The organism is Streptomyces sp. NPDC059816 (assembly GCF_042732055.1).
Taxonomy (GTDB): Bacteria; Actinomycetota; Actinomycetes; order Streptomycetales; family Streptomycetaceae; genus Streptomyces.
In genome coordinates this window covers 268607-283642 of the sequence record NZ_JBHWIQ010000001.1, presented here as the reverse complement: position 1 = coordinate 283642, position 15036 = coordinate 268607, and the positions used below count along the sequence as shown (strand labels likewise).

The following is a 15036-nucleotide window of genomic DNA, read 5'->3' as shown; positions in this document are numbered from 1 at the left end:
GTTTGCCGAGGTGAGAGCGATGCGTGTGATGCTCCGGGCCACTTTGGACACCGAGAAGACCAACGAGCTCCGGCGCAACGGGAAGCTGTCCGAGATGATCCAGCAGACGATGGACGAGCTGAAGCCCGAGGCGGCGTACTTCCTGCCGATGGGCGGCCGGCGGACCTGTCTGATGGTCCTGGACATGGCGGACAGCTCCGACCTGGTGCCGTTGGGGGAGCCGTTCCTGACGGACCTGGGCGCGGAGGTGGAGGTCCTGCCGATCATGAACGCCGAGGACCTCCAGCGCGGCCTGGGCAAGCTCCACTGACCCCGCTCCGCCCCGCCTCACCCCACCGCATCCGTCCGCGTGTCAGTCGCCGTCCGCAGGCGCGTCCCGGGAGGCACCGTCCGCGGGCGCGTCCCGGGCGATCCGGTCCAGTGCCGCGGACAGCCGCTCCACGGCCCGGACGGTCGCGGCGAACTCCTCGTCCCCGAGCTCGGCGGCCAGCCGCTGCGCGAGCCGCGCGTGCCCGGGGCCGATGAGGGCGACCGCCGCACGTCCCGCCGCGGTGGGCCGCAGCAGCTTGGCGCGCCGGTGGGCCGGGTTGGGCACGTACTCGGCGAGCCCCTGACCGGCGAGCACGTCGGCGACCCGCTGCACGCTCTGCCGGGTGATGCCCATGGCCCGGGCGATGCCTGCGACCGGCAACGGTTCGTGCAGCACCGCGCCCAGCACCTGCCAGCGGGCCGCCGACAGCCCGGCCGGGGCGGCCAGCTCGTCGGAGACGGCGAGGAACTGGCCGTTCAGCCGGAAGACGCCGAGTGCGGTGGCGCTGAGCAGGTTCCGCCGCTCCCGAGTGGTCAGGCCATCCTCCCCGGTGGCCCGGGCCGCCCCGCCCTCGCGCTCACTCATCGCCGTCAGCCGCGTTGAGCTGCGCGTACGCGGCCGGGTCCGAGTGGTGGAACAGCCGGTACCAGGCGTCCAACAGCTCGCCCTCGAAGACGCCCAGCAGGCCCAGCACCTCACGGGCGAAGGCGACCGGCTCGGTGGGCCCGGCGGTGATCAGTCCGCGGTCGGTGACGGCGTCCCGCTCCACGTACCGGGCGGCGCCCCCGTAACCGGTGGCCGCCAGGTAGGGCGCCGCGGCGCTGGTGTGTTCGCGGTCGTCGAGGAGGCCCGCGCGGGCGAGCCCGGCGGTGGCGCCGCAGATCGCGGCGACCGGCACCCCGGCGTCGAGGAAGGCGCGGGCCGCCCCGGCGAAGGGGGCGAGTTCGTCGCCGGTGTCCCAAAGGTCGGCGCCCGGGAGGATCAGCAGCGCGGCGTCCGCGGGGTCCAGTTCGTCGAGCACGAGATCGGGCTGCACGCGGAGGCCGCCGATGCTGGTGACCGCGGAGCGGGTGGCGCCGACGGTACGGACCTCGTAGCCGCCGCGGGCGAGGAACGCGGTGGCGTGCCCGGTCTCCCAGTCGGCGAACGTGTCGTAGACGGCGAGGTGCACGGGCTGGCGGGGGGTGGTCTGCGGACCGGTCATGACGACCTCCAGTTCGGACCGCGCACGATGCGCTGCATGTGAGCATGCTGTCATTGCGACAGCATGCTGTCAATTAAGCTCCAGCCGCCACCCACCCACGATCACGTGCCCACCCGCCCGCGAAGACACGCCCGCTCGCCCCCGATCACGCGCCCGCTCGCCCCCGACCGCGCGACCACTGGACGAACTGTCCGTCCGACGCCCCGAGACCTGTACAAGGCGCCGATACCGTCCCCCGCGCCCCGCCGCCTACGCTCCGGCCATGACCCCTCAGACCCCTCAGACGTCTCAGACACCCGGCACCCCCGGGGCCCCGCAGCCCGACCCCGCGAAGGGCGCCGCCGTGAAGGCCGCCGACCGCGCGCACGTGTTCCACTCCTGGTCGGCGCAGGAACTCATCGACCCGCTCGCCGTCGCGGGCGCCCGGGGTGCGCACTTCTGGGACTACGAGGGCAACCGCTACCTCGACTTCACCAGCGGACTCGTCTTCACCAACATCGGCTACCAGCACCCCCGGGTGGTCGCCGCGATCCAGGAGCAGGCCGCCCGGCTCACCACCTTCGCCCCCGCCTTCGCCGTCGAGGCCCGCTCCGAGGCGGCCCGCCTCATCGCCGAGCGCACCCCCGGCGACCTGGACCGGATCTTCTTCACCAACGGCGGCGCCGAAGCCGTCGAGAACGCCGTCCGGATGGCCCGGCTGCACACCGGGCGCCCCAAGGTGCTCTCCGCGTACCGCTCCTACCACGGGGCCACCGCCGCGGCGATCAACCTCACCGGCGACCCGCGCCGTTGGCCCTCCGACAACGGTTCCGCCGGTGTCGTCCGCTTCTGGGCGCCCTTCCTCTACCGCTCCCCGTTCCACTCCGAGACCGAGGAGCAGGAGCGCGACCGCGCCCTCGCGCACCTCGCCGACACCCTCGCCTTCGAGGGCCCGGGCACCATCGCCGCGATCGTCCTGGAGACGATCCCCGGCACCGCCGGCATCATGACCCCGCCGCCCGGCTACCTCGCCGGCGTGCGCGCCCTGTGCGACGAGTACGGGATCGTGCTCGTCCTCGACGAGGTCATGGCCGGCTTCGGCCGCACCGGGAAGTGGTTCGCCGCCGAACACTTCGACGTCGTGCCCGACCTGCTGACCTTCGCCAAGGGCGTCAACTCCGGTTACGTCCCCCTCGGCGGCGTCGCCATCTCGCCCGAGATCGCCGACACCTTCGCCCGCCGCCCCTACCCCGGCGGCCTCACCTACTCCGGCCACCCGCTGGCCTGCGCGGCGGCCGTCGCCACCATCGAGGTCATGGAGGACGAGGACGTCGTCGGCAGCGCCGCCCGACTCGGCCGCGAGTTGCTCGGCCCCGGACTCGCCGACCTCGCCGCCCGCCACCCCTGCGTCGGCGAAGTGCGCGGCACCGGCGCCTTCTGGGCCCTCGAACTGGTCCGGGACCGCGCCACCCGCGAACCGCTCGTCCCGTACAACGCGACGGGCGAGGCGAACGCCCCCATGGCCGCGTTCGGCGCCGCCGCCAAACGCCACGGACTGTGGCCGTTCATCAACATGAACCGCACCCATGTCGTCCCGCCCTGCAACCTCACCGACGAGGAGGCCGCCGAGGGGCTCGCCGCGCTGGACGCCGCGCTGACGGTGGCCGACGAGCACACGACGTGACGCCCGGCTGAGCACCCGGCGGGTGTGCCACGACAGCGAACTTCGGCCGATCGCCGTTGACGTGGAAGCAGAAGGGCCAAACTGTTCCCCGGCGCGGCCGATGTCCCTACGATCGGGGCCTGCCGACGCTCAGGAAGGGGCGCGATGCAGGCTGCGGAGTTATCCGGTCGGGCAATGCACGTACTGACCGGAGGGGTGTCGGCCTCGCCGGAGCTGACCGGGGCGGTGCGCGAACTGGTCTGGGGTCAACTCGGGAGGAGCGCTCTGGGGGCCTCGGCACTGGCCCGCCTCCACGAGCAGCCCGGCGAGGGGTCAGCGAGCATCGTCGGCTCCGTGCTCACCGATGAATTGCGGGCTGATCCGCGGTTCGCCGAACGGCTGCGCAACGCCCTGGAGCCGCTCTCCAACTCCCCGGCGCACGAAGCCTCCCAGAGCATCCCCACAGCTCCGCCGCCTCCGGTCCTCCCACCCCGGCCGACCGCATCCGTACCTCCGGCCGCTCCCGAGCCGGTCGAGGTGTGGAAGGCATGGCTCTTGGGGGTCCCGCAGTTCCTCCTGGCCTACGTCGTCCTCTCCGTCACTTCGCGACTGTTCTGGTCGCCCGCACTGCAAATCGTCATCGTCGTCGCCTCCACCGGACTGACCGCGTACGGAGTCCGGCTCGTGTACCGCCTCCTGCGCCGGGCGCGCAGCACGTCACTCGTCGTCGCGATGGTGCTCAACGTGCTCGTGCTGCTCATGTGGGTTCGAGGACTGCTGGGCCTCATAGGGGCGTAGGTCGCCCCGAGACGCCTCGTACGGGCCGTCTCACCGCCCTGCCGCGCACCGTTTCGGGTACGACGTCTCCCCGGGGCCACCGTCGATGACGGTCGATCCGGGTTCCCGGTCACCGGACAGAGGGTTCCCCGGGAGCCCGGGGAACCCTCTGTCCGGTGACCGCGTAGGGTTACCTCCGCTCGTCAGAGCGATTTCGCACCCGTCACGCGGGGGAGGGACGCGCACATGTCCGGCACGGGAACCGGTAGCAGCGACGGTACGAGAGGTCACGGCACCGGGACGAACGCCGCCGTGACCAGGAGCACGCTGCGCCAACAGATCGCTGACGCCCTGAGGGACGAGGTCCTCGCGGGCCGCCTCCAACCGGGGCAGGAGTTCACCGTCAAGGAGATCGCCGAGCAGTACGGGGTGTCCGCGACCCCGGTGCGCGAAGCACTCGTCGACCTGTCCGCGCAAGGGCTCCTCGACGCCGTGCAGCACCGCGGCTTCCAGGTCCACGAGTACTCGTTCGCGGACTTCCGCGGCATGGTCGAGGCCCGTGCCCTCGTCACCGACGCCCTCTTCCGCGGGCTGACCGGCGCCGCCTGGAGCGCGGAGGTCGAGGAAGCGCTGTGCGGGGTGCGCCGCCGCGGCGAGGAGGCCGGGCGGGCCGCGCTCGCCGGCGACCTCAACGTCCTCATCGGCTACGACCTGAGGTTCTGGCGCGAACTCGGCGCCATCTTCGGCAACCCCTACCTCACCGACTTCCTGCACCGGCTGCGCGTGCAGTCCTGGAGTTGTGCCGTGCCGCTGCTGCGCCGCGAGGGGGAGTTGGCGGGCAAGCTGTGGGCCGCGCACACCGACCTGGTGGACGCGCTGGCCGGCCGGGACCAGGCGGCCTCCCGTGCGCTCTTCGCCGCGTACAACGCCCATGCGCTGGAGCTGATCGAGTCGCTGGCCGCCGGGCCGCCGCCGTCCTCCTGAGCACCGGCCCCTACCGACCGGGAGCCGGAACGGCCCGTGCGCACTACCCTTCCGATGACCAGGGTGCGCACCGCACGGTGCGTCCCGAGCCGCCCTGTCCGCCGGATAATGCAAGGAGAGCCCACCCTTGGCCTGTGACCTCTGGCTGGTCCCGCTCGTCGACGTGCTCTGCCACAGTCCCGACAACCCCTTCGCCGAGGAACTCGCGCTCTACGACCGGACACTGGCCGAGGCGGGGCTCCCCCCGGTACCGGTGTACGCGTACATGCCGGGGTTGTCCGGGGACGTCGCCCCCGTCGCCGGGTTCGACTACGACGCCCTGCACTTCCTGCGCCGGGCCTACCTGCTCCAACTGTGCGGGCTGGCGGTGACCCCCGTGGACGCGCTGGGGGGCGACTACGAACAACTCCTGGAGATGTTCGAGGCGACCGCCCAGCAGTCGCACCTCGTCTGGCACTACGACCACGCCGGCGCCTACGTCCCGCTGGACTTCCCGCAGCCGCTGTCCAACGACGAACTCCTGGCCGGCGGCGGACCGTTGGGCTCCGCCCAGGGACTGTTGCGGGACCTGGAGTACGTGGCCCCGGCCATCGGCATCGACCCGCGCAACCCGCCCCTGGCCCCGCTGCCCCCGGCCGGCCCCACCGCGCTGGAGGAGCCCGCCGCCCCGGCGCCCCTCGACGACAACCCCTTCGCCCGGGAACGCCACGTGTGGCTCGGCCTGCACGCCGCGGCCACCCGTAGCCTCGCGCAGGGCTCGATGATCATCTTCAGCTAGCGGATGTCGTGGTCCGGGTGTTCCCGGTCGTACCGGCCCCGGGCCTCGGCAATGACCCCGCGATGGGTGAGCGACCAGTCGGCGAGCGCCTTGACCAGGTGGGTCAGGCTCGCCCCGGTATCCGTCAGTCGGTAGTCGACCTGCGCCGGGACGGTCGCGTGCACGGTGCGGACGACCAGCCCGTCCCGCTCCAGCCGCCGCACCGTCAGGGTGAGCATCCGCTGGGAGATGCCGTCGATCGCCCGCTGGAGCTCCCTGAACCGGCGTACGCCCTGGGCGAGTTCGACGACCACCAGGACCGACCACTTGTCGCCGACGCGGTCCAGTACGTCGCGGATGCCGCAGTCCTGGTGTTCCTCGCGTCCGCAGGGTTCCAGGGGCGCGGTGGTTACTCCGGTGTGCGTGGGTGACATCGAACTGCCTCCTTGTGGGCGGTGGACGGGCGCAGCAGGATCGACCGCAGTTACCGAAGAGAACCACGACGGAGGGCTGCGCGCACATGATTCTGGTGACCGGGGCGAACGGGAACCTGGGCTCGGCGGTACTGGCCTCGCTGGAGCAGCGCGGTGCGACCGCCGCGGGGGGCAGTCGCACCCCGGGGGCGGGGATGCGGCGCCTCGACTTCGACGACCCCGCCGGTCTCGACCTCGTCGGGGTGGACACGCTGGTCCTGGTCTCCGCCGGGTACGCGGAGGACGACCGGGTCGTACGGAGGCACCGGGCCGTCCTGGACGCCGCGGTGCGCGACGGGGTGCGGCACGTCGTCTACACGAGCCTGACCGGTGCGGGCGATCACCTCGGCTTCGCGTTGGCCCACCGGGTGACCGAGCGCCTGCTGCGGGCCAGCGGTTTGTCGTGGACCGTGCTGCGCAACGGGCTGTACGCCGAGCTGTTCGGTGCGTTGCTGACGTGGTCCGCGGACGGGGCGCTGAACTCGCCCTTCGGAGACGGGGCGTTGGCCGCGGTCGTCCGCGGGGACCTTGCAGAGGCGGCGGCGGTCGTTGCGGCGGCGCCCGGGTCGCACGTGGGGCGCACCTACGAGCTCGTCGGGGCGCCCGTTACCGCTGCGGAGGTTGCTGCGCGGCTTCGGGTGCCCCTCCGGGACGTCGACCTGGCGGCGTACCGGGGTGGGCTCCTCTCCGCGGAGGGGCTGTTGGCGTTCCAGCCGCCGATGCTGGTGTCTTTGGCGACGGCCATCCGGCATGGGTTCCTCGCGGATACGGCGCCGGACCTCGCGTCCCTCCTCGCCCGCGCCCCCCACAACCCCCTCCCCGCGGTGGTCGCAGCGGTCCCCCTTCCGGCTGCGCCGCGCTGAAGGTACGCCCCGCCCGGGGTGCGCTGCGGCGTCGCGCAGTTCCCCGCGCCCCTAAAGGGGCCCGTTCCGCTCGGGGTGCGCTGTCCCGCCCGGGTCCGCTGCGGGATTGCGCAGTTCCCCGCGCCCCTGACGGGGGCTTCGACCGATTCGATCCACAGGGCGCCCCGACAGGGGCGCGGGGAACTGCGCGAACCGGAGTCGCACGGCACGGGACAGCGCACGCCGAGCGGGTCGCACCGGATCAGGGGCGCGGGGAACTGCGCAAAACCACAGCGCACCCGCACCGAGCAGCGCACCCCGAGCGGGCCGCACCGGAAGGGGTCGCGGGGAACCGCGCGGGACCAAGCCTCAGCGGGGCTCCGGCGGCCGCTGCCGAGGCATGTTGGGCCGCGCCCCAGCAGACGGATGCGCGAGAGCAACCCTCTGCACGGGGGCGTCCCCCCGGACGCCCCCACCCGCGGAACCCACCTGGAGCCCCAACGGCGCAGGCCCCCCACGAAACTCCACCATCCAGTCCGCGGTCTCGACCCGCACCAGCTCCAACACGTCGTCGGAGAAGCGCCGCAACACCCCCAGGCACCGCTCGACCGCCTCCGAGGCGGTCCCCTCCGCCGGCCCGAGCACCTCCCGCACGCACTCGGACGCCCAGTCGAACTGGAGCACCTGGAGCCTGCGCTGCACCGCCTGCGCGGTGGCCACGTCCCGCATCCACCCGGAGGTCAGCCCGAAGAACCGGTCGCACCCGACGCACGCGACGGAGAGCAGCAGCGCCAGGTACCCCCACCGGGCGACCGGGCCCCCCGTCCCCGCGGGGTCGGCCAACGGCAGCACCACGCCGATCAGCGCCAGCGCAGCCGCCCCGCCCCGCAGCGCCCGCGCACAGCGCCGTTTCCACACCCGGTCCGCGAGGTACCACTCGGCCATGTCGAGGGCCCCGCGCTCCACCCACTGGTACAGCTCGTCGAGCCGGTCCGCGGGGTCGCCCCAGTCCCCGTGCGGAAGCCGCCGTCCCACCAGATCGCCCGGCCGCAGGCCCCTGCCCCCGCCGCGGTCGTCCGGGGTGTTCCCCTCGGACGTCCCCTCGGGCTGCATCTCCGGCTGGCTCACCCGGCACTCCCCTTGTTCCCTCGTCCGTCGCGGTTCCTGCCCGTGTGCGCGCGTTCCCGGGCCCACGCGTCCCGTGCTCGGGTGTCCGCGGGTCGCCCGCGTGTTCGTACCGGCCGTCGGCGGTGCCCGGCCACCCTCGGACGTCACGTGTGCGCGAGGTGACCGTACGTGACGCGGGTGGGGTGCCCCGCGCACCCGGTCGGCCCCCTGCCTACCGCCCCAAGGGTGGTTTACGGGCACCTGTTCACGGGATACGCGCTTCGGCGAGCCGCCCGGTCGGATATGGGCGGGGCGGCCGTGTCACCCGAAAGAGTGCTGGGGCGAGTGGCCCCCGGAGCACGTAGGCTCGTGCCAGGCGGGCGAAACCGCCCGATCGTCGTACCGTCGTCCGCCGACGCACCAGGTGTCGGCAACAGGAGCTGATCGTGATTCCCGGTGGTGGCCAGCCCAACATGCAGCAGCTGCTCCAGCAGGCCCAGAAGATGCAGCAGGACCTCGCCCGGGCCCAGGAGGAACTGGGGCGGACCGAGGTCGAGGGGCAGGCGGGCGGCGGCCTCGTCCGGGCCACGGTGAACGGTTCCGGGGAGTTGCGCGGCCTCGTCATCGACCCCAAGGCCGTCGACCCGGACGACACGGAGACCCTCGCCGACCTGGTGGTCGCGGCGGTCCAGGCCGCGGGCGAGAACGCCCAGCGGCTCCAGCAGGAGAAGCTCGGCCCGTTGGCCCAGGGCCTCGGCGGCGGGGGCATCCCCGGCCTGCCCTTCTAGGACGCGAGGAGGCCCGGAGCTTCTGCGGCGGCCCGCGGACAACTACGGTGATGACCGAAGGAACGCGGGCCGCGCCCGGCTCGCGTTCACCACCGACCGCACGGCCCCGGACGGGACCGGCACGTGGGAAAGGCTGATCCGTTGTACGAAGGCGTGGTCCAGGACCTCATCGACGAGTTGGGCAGGCTGCCCGGCGTCGGTCCCAAGAGCGCGCAGCGGATCGCCTTCCACATCCTCCAGGCGGAGCCGACGGACGTCCGTCGGCTGGCGCAGGCACTGATGGAAGTGAAGGCGAAGGTTCGTTTCTGCTCCGTCTGCGGCAATGTGGCGCAGGAGGAGCAGTGCGGCATCTGCCGTGATCCCCGCCGGGACCTGTCCGTGATCTGCGTGGTCGAGGAACCCAAGGACGTCGTGGCGATCGAGCGGACCCGGGAGTTCCGGGGCCGCTACCACGTCCTGGGCGGCGCGATCAGCCCGATCGAGGGCGTCGGCCCCGACGACCTGCGCATCCGGGAGCTGCTGGCCCGCCTCGCGGACGGTTCGGTCACCGAGTTGATCCTGGCGACCGATCCCAACCTGGAGGGCGAGGCCACGGCCACGTACCTCGCGCGCATGATCAAACCCATGGGGCTACGGGTCACCCGGCTGGCGAGTGGCCTTCCCGTGGGCGGAGACCTGGAATATGCGGACGAGGTGACTCTGGGCCGCGCCTTTGAGGGGAGACGACTCCTAGATGTCTGATGTGACGTTGCACTCGACGACCCAGGACCCGGATGACTTCGCGGTCCAGATCTCCGACCAGATCGCGAGCTTCCTGGTCGCGGTCACCGAGGTCGCGAAGGGTGACGAGCCGGACTCGGCGGTGCCGTTCCTGCTCCTGGAGGTCTCCCAGCTGCTCCTGGCCGGGGGACGGCTCGGGGCGCACGAGGACATCGTCCCCGACGAGCGGTACGAGCCGGACCTCGGCCCGGAGCCGGACGTGGACGAGCTGCGGCAGCGGCTCGCGGTGCTGCTTGAGCCGATCGACGTCTACTCGGAGGTCTTCGACCCGTACGAGCCGCGCAAGGCGCCGGTGCCGTGCCGGATCTCCGACGACCTCGCGGACGTCATGGCGGACCTGCGGCACGGCATGGCCCACTACCGGGCGGGGCGCACCACCGAGGCGCTGTGGTGGTGGCAGTTCTCGTACTTCTCCAACTGGGGATCGACCGCGTCCGGTGCGCTGCGGGCGCTCCAGTCGTTGGTGGCCCATGTGCGGCTGGGACAGCCGCTCCAGGAGTTGGACGGGCTCGACACGGACCAGGACCTCGGTGACGAGGTGCTCGCCGAGGAGGCGGGGCGCGTCATGACGGAGGAGATCGCGCACCCGCTGGGGCTGCGCAGCCCCAGCTGAGCCGCTGCGGGTGACGGGCGGTGCGCTGCGGGTGACCGGCGGTGCGGACGGGTCGGTGCGGGGTGTGAGGCGCCCCACTTTGCGCGTGCAGGGGGAGCCGGCTGGGCAGGTGACGTGCTGATCACCCTGTGGTCTCCGCGTCTCAGGATGCGATCCGACTCGGGTGATTCACCCCCGCTAGTTAAACTGTCCTGCACCCCCCAACTGACCGATCCGGTCGCCACCAGGCGGACCCACCGGACCGAGCGAGGAGCGTACGCAAGTGGGCCTTGTCGTGCAGAAGTACGGAGGCTCCTCCGTAGCCGATGCCGAGGGCATCAAGCGCGTCGCCAAGCGGATCGTCGAGGCCAAGCAGAGCGGCAACCAGGTGGTTGTCGTGGTCTCCGCGATGGGCGACACGACGGACGAGCTGATCGATCTCGCGGAGCAGGTGTCGCCGATGCCCGCCGGGCGTGAGTTCGACATGCTGCTGACCGCCGGGGAGCGCATCTCCATGGCGCTCCTGGCGATGGCGATCAAGAACCTGGGTCACGAGGCCCAGTCGTTCACCGGGAGCCAGGCCGGCGTCATCACCGACTCCGTCCACAACAAGGCCCGCATCATCGATGTCACCCCGGGCCGCATCCGGACGGCGCTGGACGAGGGCAACATCGCCATCGTCGCCGGTTTCCAGGGCGTCTCGGCGGACAAGAAGGACATCACCACGCTCGGTCGGGGCGGTTCGGACACCACGGCCGTGGCCCTCGCCGCGGCCCTGGAGGCCGAGGTCTGCGAGATCTACACGGACGTGGACGGTGTCTTCACCGCCGACCCGCGCGTCGTGAAGAAGGCCCGCAAGATCGACTCGATCTCCTTCGAGGACATGCTGGAGCTGGCCAGCTCGGGCTCGAAGGTGTTGCTCCACCGCTGTGTGGAGTACGCCCGCCGTTACAACATCCCGATCCACGTCCGTTCGTCCTTCTCCGGACTCCAGGGCACCTGGGTCAGCAACAACGAACCACACCCTGGCAAGGGGGAGCGCAACGTGGAGCAGGCCATCATCTCCGGTGTCGCCCATGACACCTCAGAGGCGAAGATCACCGTCGTCGGGGTGCCCGACAAGCCGGGCGAGGCGGCCGCGATCTTCCGTGCCGTCGCCGACGCCGAGATCAACATCGACATGATCGTGCAGAACGTGTCGGCCGCGTCCACCGGTCTGACGGACATCTCCTTCACCCTCCCGATGGCGGAGGGCCGCAAGGCGATCGACGCCCTGGAGTCCACCAAGGCGGGCGTCGGCTTCGACTCCCTGCGCTATGACGACCAGGTCGCGAAGATCTCCCTGGTCGGCGCCGGGATGAAGACCAACCCGGGGGTCACGGCCGCGTTCTTCGAGGCGCTGAGCGACGCCGGGGTGAACATCGAGCTGATCTCGACCTCCGAGATCCGCATCTCGGTGGTCACCCGCGCCGATGACGTCAAGGAGGCCGTCCGGGCCGTGCACACCGCCTTCGGCCTCGACTCCGACTCGGACGAAGCGGTCGTCTACGGGGGCACCGGGCGATGACCGGCCGTCCGACGCTCGCGGTCGTGGGGGCGACCGGGATCGTCGGCTCGGTCATGCTCCAGATCCTGTCCCAACACGCGGACATCTGGGGCGAGATCCGTCTGATCGCCTCACCGCGCTCGGCCGGCCGCAAGCTGGCCGTGCGCGGCGAGGAGGTCGAGGTGGTGGCGCTCACCGAGGAGGCCCTCGACGGGGTGGACGTCGCGGTGTTCGACGTGCCCGACGAGGTCGCCGCCCGCTGGGCGCCGATCGCCGCTGCCAAGGGCGCGGTGGTCGTCGACAACTCGGCGGCCTTCCGCATGGACCCGGACGTCCCGCTGGTCGTCCCCGAGGTCAACCCGCACGCCGTGCGGGTCCGTCCGCGCGCCATCGTGGCCACCCCCAACTGCACCACCCTGTCGATGATCGTCGCGATCGGTGCGCTGCACGCCGAGTTCGGCCTGCGCGAGCTGATCGTCTCCGCCTACCAGGCGGCCAGCGGCGCGGGCCGTGCGGGCGTCGAGACGCTGCGCGAGCAGATCGCCCTGGTCGCCGGCACCGAACTGGGCACGGCACCCGGCGACGTCCGCCGCGCGGTCGGGGACCGCACCGGACCGTTCCCCGAGCCGGTCGCGCTGAACGTCGTCCCGTGGGCCGGTTCGCTACGGGACGGGGGCTGGTCCTCGGAGGAGATGAAGGTGCGGGAGGAGTCCCGCAAGATCCTCGACCTGCCGCAGCTCAAGGTCACCGCGACCTGCGTGCGGGTTCCGGTGGTCACCACGCACGCCCTGACGGTGCACGCCCGCTTCGAGGACGAGGTCACCGTGGACCGGGCCCGGGAGATCCTGGCGACCGCGCCGGGCGTCGTCCTCTTCGACGACCCCGGAGCCGGCGAGTTCCCGACGCCCGTCGACGTCGTCGGCACGGACCCCACCTGGGTCGGACGCGTCCGCCGCAACCTCGACGACCCGGCCGCCCTGGAGCTCTTCGTCTGCGGGGACAACCTGCGCAAGGGCGCCGCGCTCAACACCGTCCAGATCGCGGAGCTCATCGCCCAGGGGTGAGCGGGCCCTGCCGGCGTGACGGGGGGACCGCGTCCTGCGGCTCCGCGTGCTTCACACGCCGGTCACGAACGCGGCGGAAGCGGTGCCGAGCCCATGGCGTCCGACACCACGGCGTCGGTCGCCGTGCCGTTCGAGGCGAGGTCGAAGTGATTCAGCACCACTGAACGGGAGAGTGGCCCGCCGTCCCCGGACCGGGCTGGGGACGGCGGGTCCCGCGCTTGGGGTGCCGCGGTCAGAGCCGGTCGAAGGCTCCGTGGGCCGCGCTGGTGAGGAAGCTGGCGAACGCTTCGGGGGCCATCAGGAGGACGGGGCCCGTCGGGTTCTTCGAGTCGCGTACGGCGACACCCCCGTGGCGGCGGATGTCGGCGACCTCAACGCACTGGCCTTGGCTGCTGCCGCTGTAGGACGACTTCTTCCAGATGGGCCCCTCGACCTCTGGCGCCATCAGGAATTCCCCTTTGCTCACGGTCACTTGCGCACTCCTTCCAGATACTCGGCAATCAGTTCCCGTGACTCGTCCACGGGAAGAGCGATGGACTCGATGGCGTCGAACTCAGCTTCTAGGAAGGCGACTGTTTCTGCCATGTCAGAGCCGGTCGAAGGCTCCGTGGGCCGCGCTGGTGAGGAAGCTGGCGAACGCTTCGGGGGCCATCAGGAGGACGGGGCCCGTCGGGTTCTTCGAGTCGCGTACGGCGACACCCCCATGGCTGCGGATGTCGGCGACCTCAACGCACTGCCCCTGGCTACCTCCGCTGAAAGACGACTTCCGCCAGACGGCACCTTCGAGGGTGACGGTGAGTGCCCGTGTGTTCATGGTGGTCACGTATGTACTCCTTTCAGATACTCGTTGAGACGATCCTGAGACTTGGCCACGGGAAGGACGATGGAGCCGTGGACGTTGAACCTGGCTTCCAGGAGCTGGATTTGCTGCGCCTTCCGTATGACTTCCCCCATCGGCACGAGAGAAAGCCACATCCTGATCGGTCGTTGAGTCCGGCTGAGGTTACGCGCCAGGCTCTGACGCGAACCGTGCGAAGGCGGTGAACTGGGCGGTGGTGAAGGTCAGCGCGACGGATTCGGGGTTCTTCGAGTCCCGGACATGAACTGCGCTGGCCGTTTCGGCGATCTCCAGGCACTGGCCTTGGTCGCCGCCGCTGTACGACGACTTTCGCCATGTCAGGCCGGTCTTCTCATCGCGGTAGCTGTATCGGGGCATCAGAACTTTTCCTCCAAGCGGGCGTTGATGAGTTCCCGCGACTCCTTCACGGAGAGTGCGAGGTCTGCGATCTTGTCGAACACGATCGAGAGGGCACTCACGTCGGTGGGCGATTCCAGGAAATTGCCGCCCAGGGAGTTATCGATGGAGATCACCGTGGGCCAGGGGTGCTGGAAGCTCATGATGGTCATGGCCTGGTTCGCTGCTGTGTAGGCGGGTGCGGTGGTCGGGACGATTTGGATGGTGATGTTGGACCGCTCTGTGTCGTCGAGCAACTTGCGAAGCTGCTCCCTCATCACTCCCGGCGCATTGGGGAAGCGGTGCAGGAGGGCCGACTCGGAGATCAGCGCGTGGAGGCGGGCCGGATTCCCGGGCCGGTAAAGAACTTGCTGACGTGCCATGCGGATGGCACTCAGCATGTCGGCCTTATCGCGGTTGTCTGGGTGAAGCGGGCTGTTGACGATCTCCCGAACGTACCCAGGCGCTTGGAGCAGGCCCGGAATGATCGCCGGGTGCTGCATCCGGATTTCCATCGACTTCGATTCGAGAGTGATGAACTCAAGTAGCGCGTCGGAGATGTGCCCCATGTAGGAGGCCCACCAACCCGAGCGCAGAGGCTCGTTGGAGGCTGCGGCCATCTCGCGCACCGCCTCCTCGTCGTCATGGATGCCGTACATCTCAAGCATGTTGCGGATGTCGTCAGCGGTGACGCGGTAGACGCCGCGCTCGATGCGTCCTTGCCGCGTGGAGTCCCAGCCAAGTCGCTTGGCGGCAACGCCTGGTTGGAGACCCGCCGCTTCACGGTAATCGCGCAGCAGGCTACCAACGCGACGCCTCAAGACCGGTGGAGGGAGCTTCTTTTGCGTCATGAGGAGCATTCTGACAGTCGAGAGGAGTGACCGCGATACGGCAACCCGTTCGATCGATTCGACATCTCTATGCTCGATATTGCGC

Annotated in this window: 19 protein-coding genes; 11 read left to right on the top strand and 8 right to left on the bottom strand. The window is 70.9% G+C overall.

Annotated features, from left to right (window positions below; all coding sequences use genetic code 11):
* Positions 1-19: 19 nt before the first annotated feature.
* Positions 20-310, top strand: coding sequence for a hypothetical protein (locus tag ACFV88_RS01380; RefSeq protein ID WP_385484711.1), 291 nt, complete (start codon positions 20-22; stop codon positions 308-310).
* A 42-nt stretch (positions 311-352) separates the two neighbouring features.
* Here ACFV88_RS01380 and ACFV88_RS01375 read toward each other — a convergent pair whose 3' ends face one another.
* A complete protein-coding gene (locus tag ACFV88_RS01375; RefSeq protein WP_385484708.1) occupies positions 353-895 on the bottom strand; it encodes a MarR family winged helix-turn-helix transcriptional regulator in 543 nt (180 codons plus the stop codon).
* Complete coding sequence (locus ACFV88_RS01370; protein ID WP_385484705.1) at positions 888-1514, bottom strand: type 1 glutamine amidotransferase family protein; 627 nt, start codon at positions 1512-1514, stop codon at positions 888-890. The genes ACFV88_RS01375 and ACFV88_RS01370 overlap by 8 nt, the downstream gene beginning before the upstream one ends.
* A 262-nt stretch (positions 1515-1776) precedes the next feature.
* On the opposite strand from ACFV88_RS01370, the gene ACFV88_RS01365 reads away from it, so the two are divergent.
* From ACFV88_RS01365 to ACFV88_RS01350, 4 genes are all read left to right on the top strand, one after another.
* Complete coding sequence (locus ACFV88_RS01365) at positions 1777-3177, top strand: aspartate aminotransferase family protein (RefSeq protein ID WP_385484702.1); 1401 nt, start codon at positions 1777-1779, stop codon at positions 3175-3177.
* Between the two features lie 174 nt (positions 3178-3351).
* The gene (locus ACFV88_RS01360; RefSeq protein ID WP_385484700.1) at positions 3352-3954 is read left to right on the top strand and encodes a hypothetical protein; all 603 of its coding nucleotides are present in this window, start codon (positions 3352-3354) and stop codon (positions 3952-3954) included.
* A 225-nt stretch (positions 3955-4179) separates the two neighbouring features.
* Entirely contained in the window at positions 4180-4917 is a 738-nt protein-coding gene (locus tag ACFV88_RS01355) for a GntR family transcriptional regulator (protein ID WP_385484697.1), read from the top strand.
* 127 nt (positions 4918-5044) lie between these two features.
* Entirely contained in the window at positions 5045-5695 is a 651-nt protein-coding gene (locus ACFV88_RS01350; protein ID WP_385484694.1) for a hypothetical protein, read from the top strand.
* Here ACFV88_RS01350 and ACFV88_RS01345 read toward each other — a convergent pair.
* Entirely contained in the window at positions 5692-6108 is a 417-nt protein-coding gene (locus tag ACFV88_RS01345; RefSeq protein ID WP_385484691.1) for a winged helix-turn-helix transcriptional regulator, read from the bottom strand. The two genes, ACFV88_RS01350 and ACFV88_RS01345, sit on opposite strands and share 4 nt — an antisense overlap.
* Before the next feature lie 86 nt (positions 6109-6194).
* On the opposite strand from ACFV88_RS01345, the gene ACFV88_RS01340 reads away from it, so the two are divergent.
* Positions 6195-7010, top strand: coding sequence for an NAD(P)H-binding protein (locus tag ACFV88_RS01340; protein ID WP_385484688.1), 816 nt, complete (start codon positions 6195-6197; stop codon positions 7008-7010).
* Positions 7011-7358: 348 nt separating this feature from the next.
* Here the strand turns inward: ACFV88_RS01340 and ACFV88_RS01335 are convergent, their stop codons facing one another.
* Positions 7359-8117: an SLATT domain-containing protein gene (locus ACFV88_RS01335; protein ID WP_385484686.1), complete on the bottom strand. Its 759-nt coding sequence runs from the start codon at positions 8115-8117 to the stop codon at positions 7359-7361.
* A gap of 425 nt (positions 8118-8542) precedes the next feature.
* Here ACFV88_RS01335 and ACFV88_RS01330 point away from each other — a divergent pair, with 425 nt between their 5' ends.
* The 5 genes from ACFV88_RS01330 to ACFV88_RS01310 all read left to right on the top strand — a co-directional run bounded on the left by ACFV88_RS01330 (position 8543) and on the right by ACFV88_RS01310 (position 12866).
* Positions 8543-8884, top strand: coding sequence for a YbaB/EbfC family nucleoid-associated protein (locus tag ACFV88_RS01330; protein WP_385484683.1), 342 nt, complete (start codon positions 8543-8545; stop codon positions 8882-8884).
* A gap of 141 nt (positions 8885-9025) precedes the next feature.
* Positions 9026-9625, top strand: a complete 600-nt coding sequence (gene recR / locus ACFV88_RS01325) for a recombination mediator RecR (protein WP_385485175.1) — start codon at positions 9026-9028, stop codon at positions 9623-9625.
* Entirely contained in the window at positions 9618-10277 is a 660-nt protein-coding gene (locus ACFV88_RS01320) for a DUF5063 domain-containing protein (protein ID WP_385484680.1), read from the top strand. The genes recR and ACFV88_RS01320 overlap by 8 nt, the downstream gene beginning before the upstream one ends.
* Positions 10278-10539: 262 nt before the next feature.
* Positions 10540-11823: an aspartate kinase gene (locus ACFV88_RS01315; protein ID WP_385484678.1), complete on the top strand. Its 1284-nt coding sequence runs from the start codon at positions 10540-10542 to the stop codon at positions 11821-11823.
* Positions 11820-12866 (top strand): aspartate-semialdehyde dehydrogenase, encoded by a 1047-nt coding sequence (locus ACFV88_RS01310; RefSeq protein WP_385484675.1) that lies wholly within the window; start codon positions 11820-11822, stop codon positions 12864-12866. Before ACFV88_RS01315 ends, ACFV88_RS01310 begins: the two co-directional genes overlap by 4 nt.
* 232 nt (positions 12867-13098) lie before the next feature.
* Here the strand turns inward: ACFV88_RS01310 and ACFV88_RS01305 are convergent, their stop codons facing one another.
* The 4 genes from ACFV88_RS01305 to ACFV88_RS01290 all read right to left on the bottom strand — a co-directional run bounded on the left by ACFV88_RS01305 (position 13099) and on the right by ACFV88_RS01290 (position 14951).
* Positions 13099-13332 carry a DUF397 domain-containing protein gene (locus ACFV88_RS01305; protein ID WP_385484672.1) on the bottom strand — a complete coding sequence of 78 codons (234 nt, stop codon included), beginning with the start codon at positions 13330-13332 and terminating at the stop codon, positions 13099-13101.
* Positions 13333-13452: 120 nt separating this feature from the next.
* Positions 13453-13680, bottom strand: coding sequence for a DUF397 domain-containing protein (locus ACFV88_RS01300; RefSeq protein ID WP_385485173.1), 228 nt, complete (start codon positions 13678-13680; stop codon positions 13453-13455).
* A 189-nt stretch (positions 13681-13869) separates the two neighbouring features.
* A complete protein-coding gene (locus ACFV88_RS01295; protein WP_385484669.1) occupies positions 13870-14082 on the bottom strand; it encodes a DUF397 domain-containing protein in 213 nt (70 codons plus the stop codon).
* Complete coding sequence (locus tag ACFV88_RS01290) at positions 14082-14951, bottom strand: helix-turn-helix domain-containing protein (RefSeq protein ID WP_385484666.1); 870 nt, start codon at positions 14949-14951, stop codon at positions 14082-14084. Before ACFV88_RS01290 ends, ACFV88_RS01295 begins: the two co-directional genes overlap by 1 nt.
* Positions 14952-15036: the final 85 nt, after the last annotated feature.